We start from the raw sequence: 17,491 nt of genomic DNA, 5'->3' as shown, positions 1-17,491 counted from the left end.
TCAGTCCTGTTGGCGGTCGGTGTGCGTTTTGGCGAACGGCCCGATCATGCTGCCGACGAAGCCGCCCGCCTGTTCGGTACTGAGAAAGCCGGCATCGTCGTTGCGGCGGAGCGATTGCCAGCCGCGGCCATCGGCGTCGAAGGCGAAGCTGTACGCGCCGCCATCGCCGCTGATCTGCAGGCGCAGCTGTGCGGTTGCCGGAATGCGGGTCTGTGCAAGCGTGGTGGTGGTGGCGCCATCGCGCTTGTCCAGGAACACCCGCAGCGCATCGCCATCGCGACGCACGCCGAGTGCATACCACGCGTTGGAATGTTGAAACGCGGCCAGCCCCGCACTGACGCCTGCCCGCACGGGCACATCCAGCGCCGTGCTTGCCGTAAAGCGCGTGTGTTGCTGGCGGCGTGCGAGGAAGGCCGGTGTGCCGGCGCTGTCCAGCCCCTGCGTGCCGGCATGCAGCGTCAACCAGCCTGCACGCGTGCGCAGATCGGCCAGCTCACCCCTGGGCACGCGCACGCTCAGCCACTCGCGCTGCAGCGTGGCGTTGTCGAAGTCGTCATGCCAGGTGAAGTTGCCCGACAACGGCGGCTGCGTGACACGTGCTGTTTTCGCCCCGGTGGGCGCCTGGGCGATGTAGGGAATCGGCTGGCCCGCCGGCAAGATCGACGGCCAGCCATCGCGCCACTGCACCGGCAGCAAAAACGTTTCGCGCCCGGTGTTGTAGCGATCGCCGGCGTACGGGCGGCTGGCCAAAAACACCGCCCACCACTGCCCATCGGGCGTGTCCACCAGGTCCACGTGGCCGGCATTGCTGATCGGGTGCGCACGCGCGGCCGGCAGATCGCGTTGGGTCAGGATGGGGTTGTTCGGTGCGGGCGCATACGGCCCCCACACGTTGCGGCTACGCAACACCACCTGTGAGTGCTGCGGCCCGGTGCCGCCCTCGGCGCAGGAAAGGTAGTACCACCCGTCGCGTTGATACAGGTGCGGGCCCTCGATCCAGATCGGCTTGCTGGCCAGATCCACACCGCCATTGAGCAGCACCTTGCGCGGGCCAACCGGTTGCTTGGTGGCGAGGTCGAAACGCTGCATCCAGATCGCACGATGGCCTTCGTACAACGGCGTGCCTTGCGGTGGGCCGTTGTTGAGCAGATACGCGCTGCCATCGGTGTCGAAGAACAAGGACGGGTCGATCCCATCGATGCTGGGTAGCCAGGTCAACGCCGACCACGGGCCCGCCGGGTCGCTGGCACTGGCGATGAAATTGCCCCCGCTATCGACCGAGGTGCCCACCACGTAAAAGCGCCCGGCGTGATGGCGGATGCTGGCGGCGAACATGCCGCGCGACACGCCCAGCCCGTCGTAATCCAGTTGCTCGCGGCGCTCGACCACATTGCCGATCTGTGTCCAGTGCACAAGATCGCTGCTTTCGAATACCGGGATCGCGGGGAAATACGCAAACGTGGAATTGACCAGGTAATAGCGCTCGCCGACGCGGGTGATGCTGGGGTCCGGATAGAAGCCAGCCAGCACCGGATTGCGGTAATGGCCGGCCGGCAGCGGCGTGGCGAACACCGCATCGTCGCCGCGGTAGTCGAACCAATCGAAGGCGACATCGGCAGACGCTGGCGCCTGCGCACCTGCAGGCGCCGCCAAGGCCATCAGTACTGCCCCCCAGATCGCGGGAAGCGGGCGCATCACCAGTCCCACATCGCGCCGTCTTCCAGCCGCGCCACCGGCAACTGTTTGGGCACATACGGATACTTGGCTGCCAGCTCCTCGTCGATGTCCACGCCATGCCCGGGGGTTTCGCCGCAGTGCAAGCGCCCGTCGCGAAATACGTAGTCGTGCGGGAACACTGCGTTGGCTTCGTCGGAATGGAACATGTATTCCTGGATGCCGAAGTTGGGCACCCAGGTGTCGAAGTGCAACGCCGCGCCCATGCACACCGGCGACAGATCGGTGGCGCCGTGGAAGCCGGTACGCACCTGGTGCAGCGCGGCGAAATCGGCCAGCCGGCGCACGTGGGTGATGCCGCCGGCATGCACAATGGTGGTGCGGATGTAGTCGATCAGTTGCTGCTCGATCAGGTGCTTGCAGTCCCAGATCGAGTTGAACACCTCGCCCACTGCCAGCGGTGTCACGGTGTGCTGGCGAATGATCTCGAATGCGCGCTGGTTTTCCGCCGGGGTGGCGTCTTCCAGCCAGAACAACCGGTATGGCTCCAGGTCGCGGCCCAGGCGCGCGGCTTCGATCGGGGTGAGCCGGTGGTGCGCATCGTGCAGCAGCTCGATCTCATCGCCGTGATCGCTGCGCAATTGTTCGAACAACTTGGGCACCACACTAAGATAGCGCGGCGTGGACCACACGGTTTCGGTGGGCAGCTCGCTTTCGGCCGGCTCGTAGGGCTTGCCACCGACAGAAATGCCGTAGGTCTTCTTGATGCCGGGCACGCCGCATTGCGCGCGGATGGCGATAAAGCCCATCTCGCGGAAGCGGCCTACCTCATCGCTGGTTTCGGCGATATCGCGGCCATTGGCGTGGCCGTACACCAGCGCGCCTTCGCGCGAGCGCCCGCCAAGCAATTGATACAGCGGCATGCCGGCCATCTTGCCCAGGATGTCCCACAACGCCACATCCACTGCGGCAATCGCGCTCATCGTCACCGGCCCGCGCCGCCAGTACGCACCGCGGTAGAAGAACTGCCAGATGTCCTCGATGCGCCCGGCATCGCGGCCGATCAGGTTGGGCACCAGGTGTTCCTGCAGGTACGCCGCCACCGCCAATTCGCGCCCGTTGAGCGTGGCATCGCCCAGCCCGGTGATGCCCGAGCGCGTGCGGATCTTCAAGGTGACGAAATTGCGCCCGGGGCAGCTGACGATGACGCGCGCTTCGACGATCTCGCGGTCGCGGGCGGAACCTTGCAGCGGTGCAGGGGAGTCGGGAGTCTGTGACATCGTGATCTCGCTCAGGGGGAAGGGGTGGCGGTGACGGGAAGTTCGAACGGGCCGGCCGGCAGGCCGCTGCGGTCGTACAGCGTGCACACCGGGCTGTCGGCCCAGCAGTAGCGCACGCGTGTGGCCTGCAGGCCGGCGGGAACACGCAGCTGGATCTCGCGCCCGGACAGCGTGGCGCTGGCATAGCGGCAGGTGCCGGCAGCCTCGCCGCATAGCTCAAAGCCGATCGGCGCGTCGGCGCCATAACTCAGCAGCGTGGTGTCGACAGCGTCGAAGCCGATGCGCACGTCCTCGCCCGCACGATGGGCACTGCGCGACACCGGGCCGGACGGCGCAATCGCCTCGCCATACACCACATGCCGCGCTGCACGCGCCAGGCGCCGGCCCAGCTCCTGCTTGTTGGCCGGATGGATGTCGTAGCGGTCGCCGATATCGATCGCCACCGCCAAGCCGGCGTGTGCATCGTCGGCAACGAAGCGCCGCTGCGCCTCGCGCAATTGCGCCCAACCGCTTTCGGCCGGTTGGGTGGGCGGGGTGCCGTAATTGGCCAGCTGCACCACCAGCAGCGGCAATTGCGCACCGAAGCGCTGTCGCCAGTCGCGCTGCCATGCGTTGAGCAAGGCCGGGTAATGTGCCGCATCGCCGGCATTGGATTCGCCCTGGTACCACAGCACCCCACGCAGGCCCAGCTGCCCCAGTGGCGCGATCATGCCGTTGTACAAGGTGGTGAGCCCGGCAGCCGACGACCACGGCGCCCGCGGTGGCGAGCCCACTGCCTGCGGCACGATGCGGTATTGCCAGGGCGCATCCAGCGCCAGCGTGCTGCCATCGGCAAACTGCAGTGCGCGCGATTGCGCATCGCCCAACACACCGCCGCGCCGATAGGTATTTAGCACATTGAGCACGATGCTGTTGCGCCCGGCATGCAGCCGCCCACGCGGCAGTGTGTAGCGACGCGGCTGGTCCGCACCGTAGCTGCTGCCCACGCCGCGCCCGTTGACCCAGGTCTGGTCCAGCTCGTCCACCGGGCCCAGTAACAACGTGGCGTCCTGGGCGGCCTGTGCCGGTGTCAGTTCGACGCTGGTGCGGTACCACACCATGCCGTTGAAGCCGACCAGCTGCGGCACGCCCCAGTCGTCCCATGCGCCCAGTGCCGGCGGCGCGTTCTGCCAGTCGCCGGGCGCATCCGGCTGCCACGGTTCGCCTTCGCCATGCGCATGCCACCAGGCTTCCCACAGCGCGGCCCACTGCGGCGCGGCAGCCACCGGGTCGGTTGCGTAACGTGCCAGCACGTCCAGTGCCGGGCCATCGTCGCCGGCCGCACGCAATGGCGCGTCGCCGATCCAGGCCTGCAGCTGCGAGCCGCCCCACGAGGCGTTGATCAAGCCCATCGGCACATCGACACGCTTCTGCAACTCACGCGCGAAGTAGTAACACGCGGCAGAAAACTCTTTCACTGTCTCAGGCGTGGTGCGCTGCCACGTTGCAACGCCACCGAAGCCACGTTGCGGGGTGGGGCTGGATTGCGCCGGCACCTTGAACATGCGGATGTTGGGGTGGTCGGCGTCGGCAATCTCGCTGCGCGCATCCAGCGTGCGATGTACCTGCAGCTCCATGTTCGATTGCCCCGAACACAGCCATACATCGCCGATCAAAATATCGTCGATCTGTTGCACCACCCCGTTGGCAGTGCTGGCCTTCAGGCGGTACGGGCCGCCGGCCGCATGCGCGGGCAGGCGCGCCTGCCAATGCCCTTGCCGGTCTGCGCGAACCTGCACCTGCGCCGTCTCCAGTTGCACCGTGACACGCGCGCCCGGCGCCGCATCGCCCCACAGGCGAATCGGCGCATCGCGCTGCAGCACCGCATGGTCCTGGAAAACGGGATGCAGCAGCGGTGCATCTGCAGCGCTTCCCAGTTGCGGCAGCAGCAACGCCGATAACGCGGCGATCAACACGTTCAGCCGGCATGCGCTCACTTCGGATTCCCCGGTGCGTACGGAAATGTCAGTGCCTGGTAATACGCCAACGGATGCGCTGGCGGTGCCACGCCGGCAGGCAGCGGGCGCCCGGACACGCTCTGAAAATAAGCAATGCTGGCATCGCGCCACCACTGCGCCTCGCGCTGCTGGATCGCCAGGAAAGCGTCCACTTGCGCGTAGCGCGGCGCATCGATCTTGCCGGCCAGGCCTTGCCAGGTGGTGCGCATCGCAGCCACCTCGGCCACGCCATGGTCGTACCGCCAGACCAACTCGTCCCACAGCGGCCTGCCAGAGGCCATGCGGTGATCCCACGGCACATGATGGAACCACAGCAACAACTGTTCCGGCACGCGCTGCGCATCGCCGAACACGCGCGCCACTGGCGGCGCATATTGCGCCACGGCATTGCTGCCGCTGGCGCTGCGGTCGAAGCCAATCCCGTTGCGGTCGGCGCGGTGGTAATACACCGGGTCCCAGTCCGGCCGTTCGCTGCCGGCATCCCACGGCGCCGGCCCGTAATGGTGGCCGCGCCCCATCAGGTGATGCAGGCCGAGCGGGGTCATGTACTCCACCACCGCCTCGCGCGAACGCAGCAGCATGCCGACCACCGGTTCGACCACCGCCGGCTCGTTGGAAAACGTCATGCGCGCCCAGTCCTGCGCAATCGCCTGTGGCGACAGTTGCGGGTCCCAGGCCAGCCGCCCATAGGCATACCAATTGGCCTGATCGAAGATCGAGCCGCTCCAGTTGCGGTCGGAGCCGATATTGGCCACGCCGGCAATGCCGGTCAGCCGTGTGCGTTTTGCATCGTTGAACAGGCTGCCATCCACCGTCTTCGCCACCGTCGAGCCCTTGCCGCGTGCATAGGTGTCGGCCTGCAAGGTTTCGGAAAACAGCGTGCCCAGGTAGGCCAGATGCGTGGAAAAGCCCAGGTATTCCTTGGTGATCTGGAACTCCGGCATCAGCGGCGTCTTGCGCATCGCGCCGAACAACGGGTGAAACGGCTCGCGTGGCTGGAAGTCGATGGCGCCGTTTTTCACCTGCACGATCACGTTGCCGCGAAAGGCGCCATCCAGCGGCACGAATTCGCTGTACGCCTGTTTGGCACGGTCGTCCGGCTGCTCATGCGAATAGACGAAGGCGCGCCACATCACCACCCCGCCATGCGGCGCCAGCGCATCGGCCAGCAGGTTTGCGCCATCGGCGTGGCTGCGTCCATAGTCCTGCGGCCCGGGCTGGCCTTCGGAATTGGCCTTGACCAGAAACCCGCCAAAATCGGGAATGCGCGCATAGATGGCGTCGGCGGTGTCGCGCCACCAGCGCTGCACTTGCGGGTCCAGTGGGTCGGCGGTTTTCAAACCACCGATCTCGACTGGCGCACTGAAGCGCGCACTGAGAAACACGCGAATGCCATAGGGACGAAACACCCGCGCCAGTGCCGCAGCCTTGTCCAGATACTGCGGCGTCAGGCTCCACGCCTTGGCATTGACGTTGTTGAGCACGGTTCCATTGATGCCCAGCGAGGCATTGGCGCGCGCGTAGTCGGTGTAACGCGGATCCAGGTAGCCGGGCAGTGTCTGCCAGTTCCACAGCGAGGCGCCGGCATAACCACGTTCCACCACACCATCGAGATTGTCCCAATGATTGAGCATGCGCAGCTGCAGGCGCGGCGATTCGCGCAGATCCAGTGCGGCAATCTGCTGGCCGGTTTGCAGCAGACGCAACAGGTGGAACGTGCCGTACAAAACACCGATATCGCTGCCGCCGACGATGACCGTGGCGCGCTTGCCATCCACACGGACACTGCGGATCAGATAGGCCTCGCGGCCCAACTGCCGTGTATCGAGCTGTAAAGCCGCAATCTGCGGCGCGCGGGCGGCGCCCAGCATCAGCGCGCCATCGCGCGTCACTGCGTCCACGCGTGGCGGTGTGTTTCCCACCAATCCCTGCAAGCCACGCTCCAGTTCATCGCGTGCCGCATGCAGGGTGGGCGACTCACCAACGATGACCAATTCGCTTGCGCTGTCGCGCAGTTGCCCGGCATTGGCCAGCGGTTGGTAGCGCAACCATAGGTCGTAGCCGTCCTCTGCACGCGCGCTGGCGGTGGCCAACAGCCCGCCGCACAGCAGCGCCAGCCACATCAGCCACTGCAGCGGGAATGCACCGATCCAGGCACCCTGCCGTTTTATTCCAGCCCCGCTCATGCGGCCTGCCTCAGCGTTGCGCTTGCAAGCAGGCGCGTATCGCCGCTCTGCCTGCTTCCCGGTACCATGGCTCGCACCGTCATGCCTGCACCCGGCATTCGCGTTATCGCGACAACGCCGCTGCATCCCGCAACGTTCGCACGCACTTGAAGAGGCCACGCTTGGAGAAGGTCAGGAAATCGGTCCGCCGCACCAGTCGCGCGACCACCATCGACGAGGTGGCGGCGCTGGCGAAAGTGTCGCCGATGACGGTCTCGCGCGTGGTCAACAACACCGGCAGCGTGCGCGATGCCACCCGCGAACGGGTCATGCGCGCGGTCGACAAACTCGGTTACACGCCCAACCTTGCCGCCAGCGCATTGGCGGCCGCGCAGAGCACGCGGATTGCGTTGATCTACAGCGACCCCAGTGGCGCGTATTTGCGCGAGTTGTTGCTGGGCGTGTTGCGGGTTGCCTCGCGCACGTCGATCCAGCTGGTGATCGACTGCTGGGACGACCTGGATGCCGAAGCCGAACGCAAGGCGGCACGCAAGCTCGCCAAAGGCGTTGCCGGCGTGATCCTGCCGCCGCCGTTGTGCGAATCCAGGGCCGCGGTTTTGGAGCTGGTACGCGCCAAGGTGCCGGTGGTGGCAGTGGCTTCCAACCATTTCAGCCCGGACGTGGCCTGCGTGCGCATCGACGAATTCGCTGCCGCCAAGGAGATCACCGAACACCTGATCGAACAGGGGCATACGCGCATCGGCTATATCGCCGGGCATCCGAATCTGTCGGCCAGCACGCGACGCTTCGAAGGGTTTCAGGCGGCCTTGGCCGACGCCGGTCTGCGCCTGGATCGGCATCTGGTGCAGCCGGGCGATTACACCTACAAATCCGGCCTGGTTGCCGCCGAAAAATTGCTGGCGCGCAAACGCCGCCCCAGCGCCATCTTCGCCAGTAACGACGACATGGCCGCAGCGGCCATCTCGGTCGCGCACCGGCGCGGGCTGGATGTGCCGCGCGATCTGTCGGTGGTTGGGTTCGACGACACCTCTGCCGCCACTGCGGTGTGGCCCGAACTCACCACTGTGCAGCAGCCCATCGCCGCCATGGCCGACGCCGCGCTGGACATCCTGTTGAAGACGATTCGCGCCAAGGAGCGCACGGCGAAGATGGTCGATCATGTGGTCGCGCACCTGCTGGTCAAGCGGGATTCGGTGGCCGCACCGACACCCGTCGATACGGCCGAGTAAATTCGTCTACCTCGCCACTGCATCGCTACAGGGAAGACGCGGTCAATTGCCAAACCTCTGTCTGTGGTGCGCATGCATCGCTCTCGTCAGCGCACTCCCCTTCCGATGACCGCGCCACCTTGGCAGCCGTTGCAGTTGGTCGCGCCGTTGCAGTGCGCCGCCGCAATGCAGGCATGCATTGCACACGCGCCTCGTGACGAGAGCGCGTGTGGCAACGATCAACGCATCAGATACTGATTGATCAGGTTTTCGTAGGCTTCCTGGCGGCCGCTGAGTTGCTTGGGCGCATTGCCGGCGGCGTGCTTGGCCACATCCACCAGCGTGCTGGTGCCGTTGGCAAAGTCTGCACCGGCGCCGTTGTCGAAGCTGGCGTAACGCTCGGCGCGCCACTGCTCCAACGGCGAAGACGTCAGCAATGCGTTGGCCACCTCCAGCCCGCGTGCGAACGCGTCCATGCCACCGATATGCGCCAGGAACAGATCCTGCGGGTCGGACGATTCGCGCCGCACCTTGGCATCGAAATTCAACCCGCCCGGTGCCAGCCCGCCCTGGCGCAGCACCACCAGCATCGCGCCGACGGTGTCGTACAGGTCGGTCGGGAACTGGTCGGTGTCCCAGCCGTTCTGCGGATTGCCGCGGTTGGCATCGATGCTGCCCAGCAGGCCGGCATCGGAGGCGACCTGCAGGTCGTGCTCGAAGCTATGACCGGACAGCGTGGCGTGGTTGGCTTCGATATTGAGTTTGAAATCCTGGTCCAGGCTATGCTGACGCAGGAAACCGATCACTGTGGCGCTGTCGAAGTCGTACTGGTGCTTCATCGGCTCCATGGGCTTGGGCTCGATCAGGAAGTTGCCGGTGAAGCCGATCGCGCGGCCGTAGTCGCGTGCCAGGGTGAGGAAGCGCGCCATGTTGTCCTGCTCGCGCTTCATCTGGGTGTTGTGCAAACACGCATAGCCTTCGCGGCCACCCCAGAACACGTAGTTTTCGCCGCCCAATTCAACGGTGGCATCGATCGCGGCCTTGACCTGCACCGCGGCACGCGCCACCACATTGAAGTCCGGGTTGGTGGACGCACCATTCATGTAGCGCGGATGCGAGAACAGGTTGGCGGTGCCCCACAGCAGCTTGACGCCGGTGTCGGCCTGGCGCTGCTTGGCGATGCCCACCATGTGCTTGAGGTTGCTTTCGTACTCGCCAATATCGTCGGCATCCGGCGACAGGTCGATGTCGTGGAAGCAGTAATACGGCACGCCGAGCTTGGTGAAGAATTCGAACGCGGCATCGGCCTTGGCTTCGGCACGATCGAGCGCGCTGTTGCCGATATCCCACGGATACGCACGCGTGCCCGGGCCGAACGGATCGGCGCCGTTGCCGCAGAAGCTGTGCCAGTAGGCCACGGCAAAGCGCAGATGCTCGGCCATGGTCTTGTCGCCGATCTGCTTGTTGGCGTCGTAGACCTTGAACGCGAGCGGGTTGTCGGAGTCGCGGCCTTCGAAGCCGATCTTGCCGATGCCGGGGAAATATTCCTTGGCGCCGATGTAAACGGTGTTGCTCATGGGGTGAACTCCTGCAGCAGGGGAGGGAAGAAGCGATAAGCGTCACACCGGGACATCGGCATCAGCGCAGCCGCGTGTGGGCCATCGCCACGCGCCGGGTGCGCCAGCGCGTGTTGCCGATGCGTCCACGCGATTGCCATCTGCATCACGCCAAAAAATGTTAGCGCTACCACAACTGCGACTGAAAAAAGCCGCGCACCGTAGCGAAGCCGAACATGCCATGCCGATCCCAGGTGAAGCGACCTGCCGACTGTACCCAGCCCGCCGCCGAAAGGCTTGCTGCGCTGCGAGATGCGGACTGTGCTGCGGCACCGGCCGCGCAGGCGTTAGCCGGCGCGCAACCATCGCAAGCATGGCGTGCGGCCGACGCGCCGTGCAGGTATCGGCCGCGTACGCAGGCCATGATGTTGCCAGCGGGTGCGCCAGCCAGGGCAAGTGATTGCGCTGCAACGACCACGGGAGAACGCCCGCAAAAAACAGGTCTGCATCGGCCAGCGCCGTCGCAGCGGCGAGTGCGCCATTCCGCATCAAAGTAAACGCAGTCAGAAGGCCGCCGCCGGCCCGCAGCCCCACACGCGGCCAACCCGGTCGCCCGCCAGTCCCGGCAGCTACAATGGCCGGCTTATGACCGCTGTCCTGCCGCTGCCACAACCCCTGGCCGACCCTGCGCCGCGCGACCCGCGCCAGCGGCTGCAGCGTGAGCAGCTGCGCCTGGGAAAACGCCTGCAGCGCCAGGTGGGCCAGGCGATTGCGGATTTCGGCATGATCGCCCGCGGCGACAAGATCATGGTCTGCCTGTCCGGCGGCAAGGACAGCTACACCCTGCTGGACATACTGCTGCAATTGCAGCGCAAGGCGCCGGTGCCGTTCAGCCTGGTGGCGGTCAATCTGGACCAGAAGCAGCCGGACTTTCCCGCCCATGTACTGCCGGCCTACCTGCGCGGGCTGGGCGTGCCGTTCGACATCGTCGAGCAGGACACCTATTCGGTGGTCAGCCGGGTGATTCCGGCCGGCAAGACCATGTGTTCGCTGTGCTCGCGGCTGCGGCGTGGCGCGCTGTATGCCTATGCACAGAAGCATGGCGTGACCAAGATCGCGCTGGGCCATCACCGCGACGACATCGTGGCCACGTTTTTCATGAACCTGTTTCACCATGCGCGGCTGGCGGCGATGGCGCCCGCGCTGCGCAGCGACGACGGTGCGCATGTGGTGATCCGCCCGCTGGCCTACGTGCGCGAAGCCGACATTGCCGCCTATGCGCAGGCACGGCAGTTCCCGATCATTCCGTGCAACCTGTGCGGCAGCCAGGAAAACCTGCAGCGCCAGCAGGTCGGCCGCATGCTGCAGCAGTGGGATCGCGAACAGCCCGGGCGCGTGGAGCAGATTGCGCGCGCCCTGGGCGATGTGCGCCCCGAGCAGCTGGCCGACCGCACGCTGTTCGATTTCCTGGCGCTGGGCCGCAGCGGCGATGCGCCGGCCGTTCCTGATCCCGATTCCACCGCATGGCTGGCCGCCGGCGACGCCACACACGACAGCGACTGACGCGGCCGATCCGGCTGCCGGCAGTCTTCCACCCTCCACGTTTTTCTTCATTCGGTCCAACGCATGTTCTTTCGCAATCTCACCCTGTTCCGCTTTCCAACCACCCTGGATTTTTCGCAGATCGACACCTTGTTGCCGCCCGTGCAGCTCAAGCCGGTCGGCCCGCTGGAAATGAGTTCGCGCGGTTTCATTTCGCCATTCGGCCGCGACGAGCAGGACGTGCTCTCGCACCGCCTGGAAGATTTCCTGTGGCTCACCGTCGGTGGCGAGGACAAGATCCTGCCCGGCGCGGTGGTCAACGATCTGCTCGAGCGCAAGGTCGCCGAGATCGAAGAAAAAGAGGGCCGCCGCCCCGGTGGCAAGGCCCGCAAGCGCCTCAAGGACGACCTGATTCATGAGCTGCTGCCGCGCGCCTTCGTCAAGAGTTCGCGCACCGACGCCATCCTGGATCTGCAGCACGGTTACATCGCGGTCAACAGCTCCAGCCGCAAGAGCGGCGAGAACGTGATGAGCGAGATCCGCGGCGCGCTCGGCAGCTTCCCGGCGCTGCCGCTCAATGCCGAAGTCGCCCCGCGCGCCATCCTCACCGGCTGGATCGCCGGCGAGCCCTTGCCCGAAGGCCTGAGCCTGGGCGAAGAGTGCGAGATGAAGGACCCCATCGAAGGCGGCGCGGTGGTCAAGTGCCAGCACCAGGAACTGCGCGGCGACGAGATCGACAAGCACCTGGAAGCCGGCAAGCAGGTCACCAAGCTGGCGCTGGTGCTGGACGACAACCTCTCCTTCGTGCTCGGGGACGACCTGGTGATCCGCAAGCTCAAGTTCCTCGACGGCGCCCTGGACCAGCTCGAACACAGCGAAGACGACGGCGCCCGCGCCGAACTCGACGCACGCTTTACGCTGATGAGCGCCGAAATCCGCCGGCTGTTCCTGTTGCTGGAAACCGCGCTGAAGCTCAGCAAGGCGGAGTAACCAGGTTTCGACCTGTGGCGGCATTGTCATCCGGGATTGAATACGCGAGTTAAAAGCGGTGAGTCGAGGGCGAGATGCCTTCATCACTTACGGGACACACCGTGAACCGTCCATGGCGGCTCGATGGCAGCATCCACGCCGCCAACGGTCCCGCAATCGGCAAGGGCCTCGCAGCAAACGCAAAGACGTCGAGTGCGCGGTGCCCTCACCGCTCGCGGGACACGCCGTTAACCCGTCCATGGCGGCTCGATGGCAGCATCCATGCCGCCAACGGTCCCGCAATCGGCGAGGACACCGCACCAGACAGTTGGCTGGTGGCTTCATTTGAAGAACTAAATCAACGCACCAGACGATTTGCTGATGACTTCATTGAAGAATGAAATCACAGCATCAGACAGTTTGCGGGCCACGTTTTTTAAAACTGTACGCACCAACCAACTCGACTGGTCCTTGCCCGCTCACCGTCGCGGGACCTTGAGCGGCATGGATGCCGCGCCAGAGCCTCCATGGACGGATTCACGGCGTGTCCTGCGATGGTGGGCGGGAAAGGGCCCTGCAGCAAGCGCAAAGACGTCGAGTGCGCGGCCCTTACCGCTCGCGGGACACGCCGTAAAACCCGTCCATGACGGCTCGTTGACTGCATCCGTGCCGCCAACGCTCCCGCAAGCGGCGAGGACACCGCACAGGGACGTTCGTCGGCTACCTTCGTGAAGGATGTACTCGCGGGGTGTCGTGCGGTGGAAGGCAGTGCCACGCAGCCAGGCCGCAGATCCACCCAATTCGGCTGCGCCCATCTGCCAGTGGGCGTGGCCGTTTGGTGAGTCGCTCTAATTCGCGCCAACATCGAATGCATCACATGCGCCGTCGCACCACCTGACACATCGCAGCGCTATCCTGTGCGCATGTTCAAGCCCGTCCGCCGCCTGATTGCGCCGCCCTCGCAGGTTGTCGAACGCGACTGCGTGCGCGTGCAACTGGAAGGCCGCGACATCGACGTCCTGCGCGTGCGCGACCCGCGTGCGCGACGCATCAAACTCAGCGTCGACGAACGCGGCGCGCGGTTGACCTTGCCGCTGCGCGCAAGCCTGATCTCCGGCGAACGCTTTCTGCATGCGCACCTGGAGTGGCTGAGCACGCAGTTGTCCCGCTATCAACAGGTCGATGCCTTTCCTGCGCTCGTACGCGGCGTGCCGGGGCTGCTGCCGTTGCGCGGTGCACTGCTGCCGCTGAGCTGGCACGAAGGGCGCTACGCACGCATCGACATCACCGATGACGGCGCGCAGTTTTATGTGCCCACCCGCCTGGGCGATGCCGGTCTACGCCGCACCCTGAAGGAATTCTATGAAGCGCAAGCCCGCGCCGATGTCGGCCGCTGGTTGCCCACCTACCTGCCCGGCCTGCCGCGCGCACCGGCACTGCTGCGTTTGAAGGTGATGTCCTCGCAGTGGGGCTCGCTCGCCCCGGATGGCTCGATGGCATTGGATCTGGCACTGGTGCTCGGCCGCTCCTCCGCCTTCGAGTACGTGCTGGTGCACGAGCTCTGCCACCTGCTGCAGGCCAACCACTCGGCCGCTTTTTGGGCCGAAGTGGAACAGCGCTTCCCCACCTGGCGCGACGAGCGCAGCTACTTCCACGAACACGGCCGCCAGCTCAAGGCGCAGCTGCGGCGGTTGCTGCACGCCGAGTGACGCACCCGTAGCGTGAGCCGTTTCGGTGAGGCGTCTATTCAGCAGTGGCACGCGCTTGATTGCGGCAGTGGTAATTGACGCGGTAATTCCGCGGCGGCCAGACGCGCGGCGACGGAACGGCTAGCGCCACTCGTACGACGCAGCCCTGGCAAGTTGTCGGCAGGCCAACGGTGACAACCAGGTAAAACCGTTTGCTAAGGCGCTTTCAGCGGCCGCAACGCCCGCATCCGGCGTGCAAGCCGACATCCAGTGATCTGCGTCACACGCAGCCGCCCATACCTGTTCCAACAGGGCGCGATCATCCGCGTCCAGGTGTGGAGCCGCGCGCACCGCTGCGATAAATGCCCACGGCGCATGCCACGAATCGAACGATTCAAGTGCGATGACGACACGGGCTGCATCTGCCATTGGTCTAGTTCACCTGCATGCTGTGCATGCTGTGCATGCGTGCATCACGCGTTCGGCAACGCCTGCAAGAACCCATTGATCACCGCCGCCACCGCTTGCGGCGTTTCCATGTGCACATGGTGCGTGCCCGGCAGCAGCGCCAGGCGCGCGTCGAGCACCATCGCCACGCGGTGGTCGCGCAGCGTATCGGAGAAATACGGTTGCGCCGGCGTGGCGAAGATCGCCTGGGTTGGGCACACGATGGAAGCCAGCACCGCGTCGATCTGCGCCTCGGTCATCCGGATGGCGGTGGGCAGGGTCAGGCGTGGGTCGGTGCACCAGCTATAGCCGCCTTCCACCACGCGCAGGCCGCGTTCCACCAACAGCCGTGCGGCCGGTTCGGTGAGCTGGTTGGCCATCATGCGTGCGCGCACCGGTGCCTCCATCGAGGCGAACACCCGCAGCGGCCGCTGCGGCAGGGTGCGCGTGGAACGTACCGAATCGCGCAAGCGTTCGGCCATGCTCTCCACCGGCTCGGCCAGGGCGCCCAGCGCCTCGATGACCACCAGCGCCTCGATGCGTTCCGGCGCGGCGGCGGCCATCAGGCTGGCGACGCCGCCACCGAGCGAATGGCCCAACAACGTGAAGCGGTCCCAGCCCAACGCATCGGCCACCTGCAACAGGTTGTGGATCGCGCTGCTGAGCGTGTACTCGGCGCCCACCGGCAGCCACGCACTGTGGCCATGGCCGGGCAGATCCAGCAACACCAGATCCAGCTCCTGCGCGTGCAGATGCGCGCTCAGCGGTACGAAGCTGGCGGCGTTATCGAGCCAGCCATGCAGGGCCAGCACCCGGCGCGCGCCGTGATCCGGGTTGCGCAGTCCGGTAACCCGGCCAATGGCCAGCTCGCACGCAAACGGCTCCAACCTCACGCGCGACGCGCCACGGCCGCCAGTGCCTGGGCATGCGCATCGCTGGCGTTGAGGCAGGGGATATAGCTGAGCGTGGCGCCACGTTCGGCCAGCGTTTCGGCAAAACCCAGCGCCACTTCTTCCAGCGTTTCCAGGCAGTCGGTGGCAAAGCCGGGGCACACCAGATCGAAACTGCGCACGCCGCCTTCGGCCAATGCCCATAAGGTCGGTTCGGCGTAGGGTTGCAACCAGCGTTCGGCGCCGAAGCGCGACTGGTAGCCCATCTGCCATTCGTCCGCGCCCAGGCCCAGTGCCGCCACAATCGCCTGCGCACTGCGCTCGCACTGCTGCGGATACGGGTCGCCGGCATTGGCCACGCGCTGCGGCAGGCCATGGAAGGAGAACATCAGCTTCTCGCTGCGCCCATGCACCTGCCAATGCGCGCGGATGGAGTCGGCGATCGCCGCCACCCAACCGGCGTCTTCGCAGTAGTCCTGGATGACCTCCACCGCAATCTCCGGCGCGCTCGGGCGCCAGGCATCCACCACGTCCTGGATCGAGGCGGTGGTGGTGGTGGAGTACTGCGGGTACAGCGGCAACACCACGATGCGCTTGATGCCGCGCGCGCGCAGCCCATCCAGCGTCTTGCGCAACGCCGGCTCGCCGTAGCGCATGGCCCATTCCACATGCCAATCGGGCATCACCGTTTTCAGGCCTTCGGCCAGGCGGCGCGTGTACACCGCCAGCGGCGAACCGTCCGGCAGCCACACCTTGGCGTATTTTTCGGCCGATTTGGGCCCGCGGATCGGCAGGATCACCCCGTACAGCAGCGGCTTCCAGAACAGTGGCGGAATCGCGACCACGCGGCGGTCGCTGAGAAACTCGGCCAGGTAGCGGCGCACGGCCGGGGCGGTCGGCGATTCGGGGGTGCCGAGGTTGACGACCAGCAGGGCGGTATCAGGAGTGGTGTTCATGCGTGCCATTCTGGCAGAGCCGGGCAGAACTGCCGAGAACACTGCACCAATGGCGACGATCGGTCGCGCCTTCTACCCGGTTTGCGCTCACCACCGATTCATTGCGCCAGCACTACCGTCGCGGCATTGCTATCTTTGACGGAATATCCCTTGGAGCTTGTCATGCCTCGTTTGTCGCGCCTGGCCCTGTTGTTGTCGCTGACCTTCGCCGCCGGCCACGCCGTCGCCGGCCCGGAAGAAGACCAGCGCGCACGTAATGCGGTGCGGGTGCTCAACGAGATCATGAAGATCCCCGAGCAGTCCATCCCGGACAAGCTGCTCGACGAGGCGCGCGCCATCGTGGTCATCCCCGACACGCTCAAGGCCGGCCTGGTGATCGGCGGCCGCCGCGGGCACGGTGTGATGTCGATGAAGAACGCCGACGGCAGCTGGTCGCAGCCGGTGTTCGTCAAGCTCACCGGCGGCAGCATCGGCTTCCAGGCCGGCGTGCAGTCGTCTGACGTGGTGCTGGTGTTCCGCAACGACCGCAGCCTGGACAACATCGTCAACGGCAAGTTCACCCTCGGCGCCGATGCCGGCGTGGCCGCAGGCCCGGTGGGCCGCAACGCCGCGGCCGCCACCGATGGCCAGCTCAAGGCAGAAATCTGGTCGTGGTCGCGTGCCCGCGGCCTGTTCGCCGGCGTGGCGCTGGATGGCGCGGTGCTGCAGATCGACGATGCCGCCGACCTCAACGCCTACGGCAGCGGCGCCACCCCGCGCATGATCTTCGAAGGCCGCACCAACGAGCGCCCGTCCACCGATGTGATCGCCTTCCGCGACAGGCTGGAAGAAGTCACCTACATCGCGCGCGCCAATCGCACCAGCGATGGCGACAGCGACAGCGGCGAGACCCCGCCGCCGCCGCCGGCGCGCGCGGCTAGCGCCGCCCCGGCAGCGCAATCGGCCCCGCCGCCGGCCAGCGAGGCCAGCACGGTACCGATGCAGCCCAGCACCACGCCGCCGCCGCAACAGGGATTCCAGCCGGTCTCCGATGGCGAAATTCGCACCGAATCGCTGGACGGCAACCGCTAAACCGCTGTCATCCCCCTGCGCGGTGCG

13 protein-coding genes are annotated in these 17,491 nt (G+C 66.0%); 6 read left to right on the top strand and 7 right to left on the bottom strand.

Annotated features, from left to right (window positions below; all coding sequences use genetic code 11):
• Genes A7D16_RS07030 through A7D16_RS07015 form a run of 4 tightly spaced genes read right to left on the bottom strand, consistent with a single transcriptional unit; the run spans position 1 to position 7,122 of the window.
• The gene (locus tag A7D16_RS07030) at positions 1–1,695 is read right to left on the bottom strand and encodes a glycoside hydrolase family 43 protein (RefSeq protein ID WP_064631197.1); all 1,695 of its coding nucleotides are present in this window, start codon (positions 1,693–1,695) and stop codon (positions 1–3) included.
• On the bottom strand, positions 1,695–2,954 hold the full coding sequence (manD, locus tag A7D16_RS07025) for a D-mannonate dehydratase ManD (protein WP_064631157.1): 1,260 nt from the start codon (positions 2,952–2,954) through the stop codon (positions 1,695–1,697). The genes A7D16_RS07030 and manD overlap by 1 nt, the downstream gene beginning before the upstream one ends.
• An 11-nt stretch (positions 2,955–2,965) precedes the next feature.
• Positions 2,966–4,930 (bottom strand): sialate O-acetylesterase, encoded by a 1,965-nt coding sequence (locus tag A7D16_RS07020; protein ID WP_064631154.1) that lies wholly within the window; start codon positions 4,928–4,930, stop codon positions 2,966–2,968.
• Positions 4,927–7,122 (bottom strand): alpha-glucuronidase family glycosyl hydrolase, encoded by a 2,196-nt coding sequence (locus A7D16_RS07015; protein WP_064631195.1) that lies wholly within the window; start codon positions 7,120–7,122, stop codon positions 4,927–4,929. Before A7D16_RS07015 ends, A7D16_RS07020 begins: the two co-directional genes overlap by 4 nt.
• 176 nt (positions 7,123–7,298) lie before the next feature.
• Between A7D16_RS07015 and A7D16_RS07010 the strand changes: the two genes are divergently transcribed.
• On the top strand, positions 7,299–8,366 hold the full coding sequence (locus A7D16_RS07010) for a LacI family DNA-binding transcriptional regulator (RefSeq protein ID WP_064631152.1): 1,068 nt from the start codon (positions 7,299–7,301) through the stop codon (positions 8,364–8,366).
• Between the two features lie 218 nt (positions 8,367–8,584).
• Here the strand turns inward: A7D16_RS07010 and xylA are convergent, their stop codons facing one another.
• On the bottom strand, positions 8,585–9,922 hold the full coding sequence (gene xylA, locus A7D16_RS07005) for a xylose isomerase (protein WP_064631150.1): 1,338 nt from the start codon (positions 9,920–9,922) through the stop codon (positions 8,585–8,587).
• 624 nt (positions 9,923–10,546) lie between these two features.
• On the opposite strand from xylA, the gene ttcA reads away from it, so the two are divergent.
• The 4 genes from ttcA to A7D16_RS06990 all read left to right on the top strand — a co-directional run bounded on the left by ttcA (position 10,547) and on the right by A7D16_RS06990 (position 14,121).
• Positions 10,547–11,464, top strand: coding sequence for a tRNA 2-thiocytidine(32) synthetase TtcA (gene ttcA, locus A7D16_RS07000; RefSeq protein ID WP_064631148.1), 918 nt, complete (start codon positions 10,547–10,549; stop codon positions 11,462–11,464).
• A gap of 63 nt (positions 11,465–11,527) precedes the next feature.
• Positions 11,528–12,433, top strand: a complete 906-nt coding sequence (locus A7D16_RS06995) for a recombination-associated protein RdgC (protein WP_064631146.1) — start codon at positions 11,528–11,530, stop codon at positions 12,431–12,433.
• Positions 12,434–12,507: 74 nt separating this feature from the next.
• A complete protein-coding gene (locus tag A7D16_RS23500; protein WP_161945025.1) occupies positions 12,508–12,813 on the top strand; it encodes a hypothetical protein in 306 nt (101 codons plus the stop codon).
• Positions 12,814–13,335: 522 nt separating this feature from the next.
• The gene (locus tag A7D16_RS06990) at positions 13,336–14,121 is read left to right on the top strand and encodes a YgjP family zinc-dependent metalloprotease (RefSeq protein ID WP_064631144.1); all 786 of its coding nucleotides are present in this window, start codon (positions 13,336–13,338) and stop codon (positions 14,119–14,121) included.
• 452 nt (positions 14,122–14,573) lie between these two features.
• Here A7D16_RS06990 and A7D16_RS06985 read toward each other — a convergent pair whose 3' ends face one another.
• Positions 14,574–15,440 (bottom strand): alpha/beta fold hydrolase, encoded by an 867-nt coding sequence (locus tag A7D16_RS06985; protein WP_082925748.1) that lies wholly within the window; start codon positions 15,438–15,440, stop codon positions 14,574–14,576.
• Positions 15,437–16,402, bottom strand: a complete 966-nt coding sequence (hemH, locus tag A7D16_RS06980; protein ID WP_064631139.1) for a ferrochelatase — start codon at positions 16,400–16,402, stop codon at positions 15,437–15,439. The genes A7D16_RS06985 and hemH overlap by 4 nt, the downstream gene beginning before the upstream one ends.
• Before the next feature lie 153 nt (positions 16,403–16,555).
• Between hemH and A7D16_RS06975 the strand changes: the two genes are divergently transcribed.
• Positions 16,556–17,464, top strand: coding sequence for a lipid-binding SYLF domain-containing protein (locus tag A7D16_RS06975; protein ID WP_064631137.1), 909 nt, complete (start codon positions 16,556–16,558; stop codon positions 17,462–17,464).
• The last annotated feature ends 27 nt before the right edge of the window (positions 17,465–17,491 follow it).

This window comes from Xanthomonas nasturtii, assembly GCF_001660815.1.
In the GTDB taxonomy this organism is placed as follows: Bacteria; Pseudomonadota; Gammaproteobacteria; order Xanthomonadales; family Xanthomonadaceae; genus Xanthomonas; species Xanthomonas nasturtii.
Note: the sequence above shows the minus strand (reverse complement) of the source record. Positions and strands in the feature narration are given on the sequence as shown.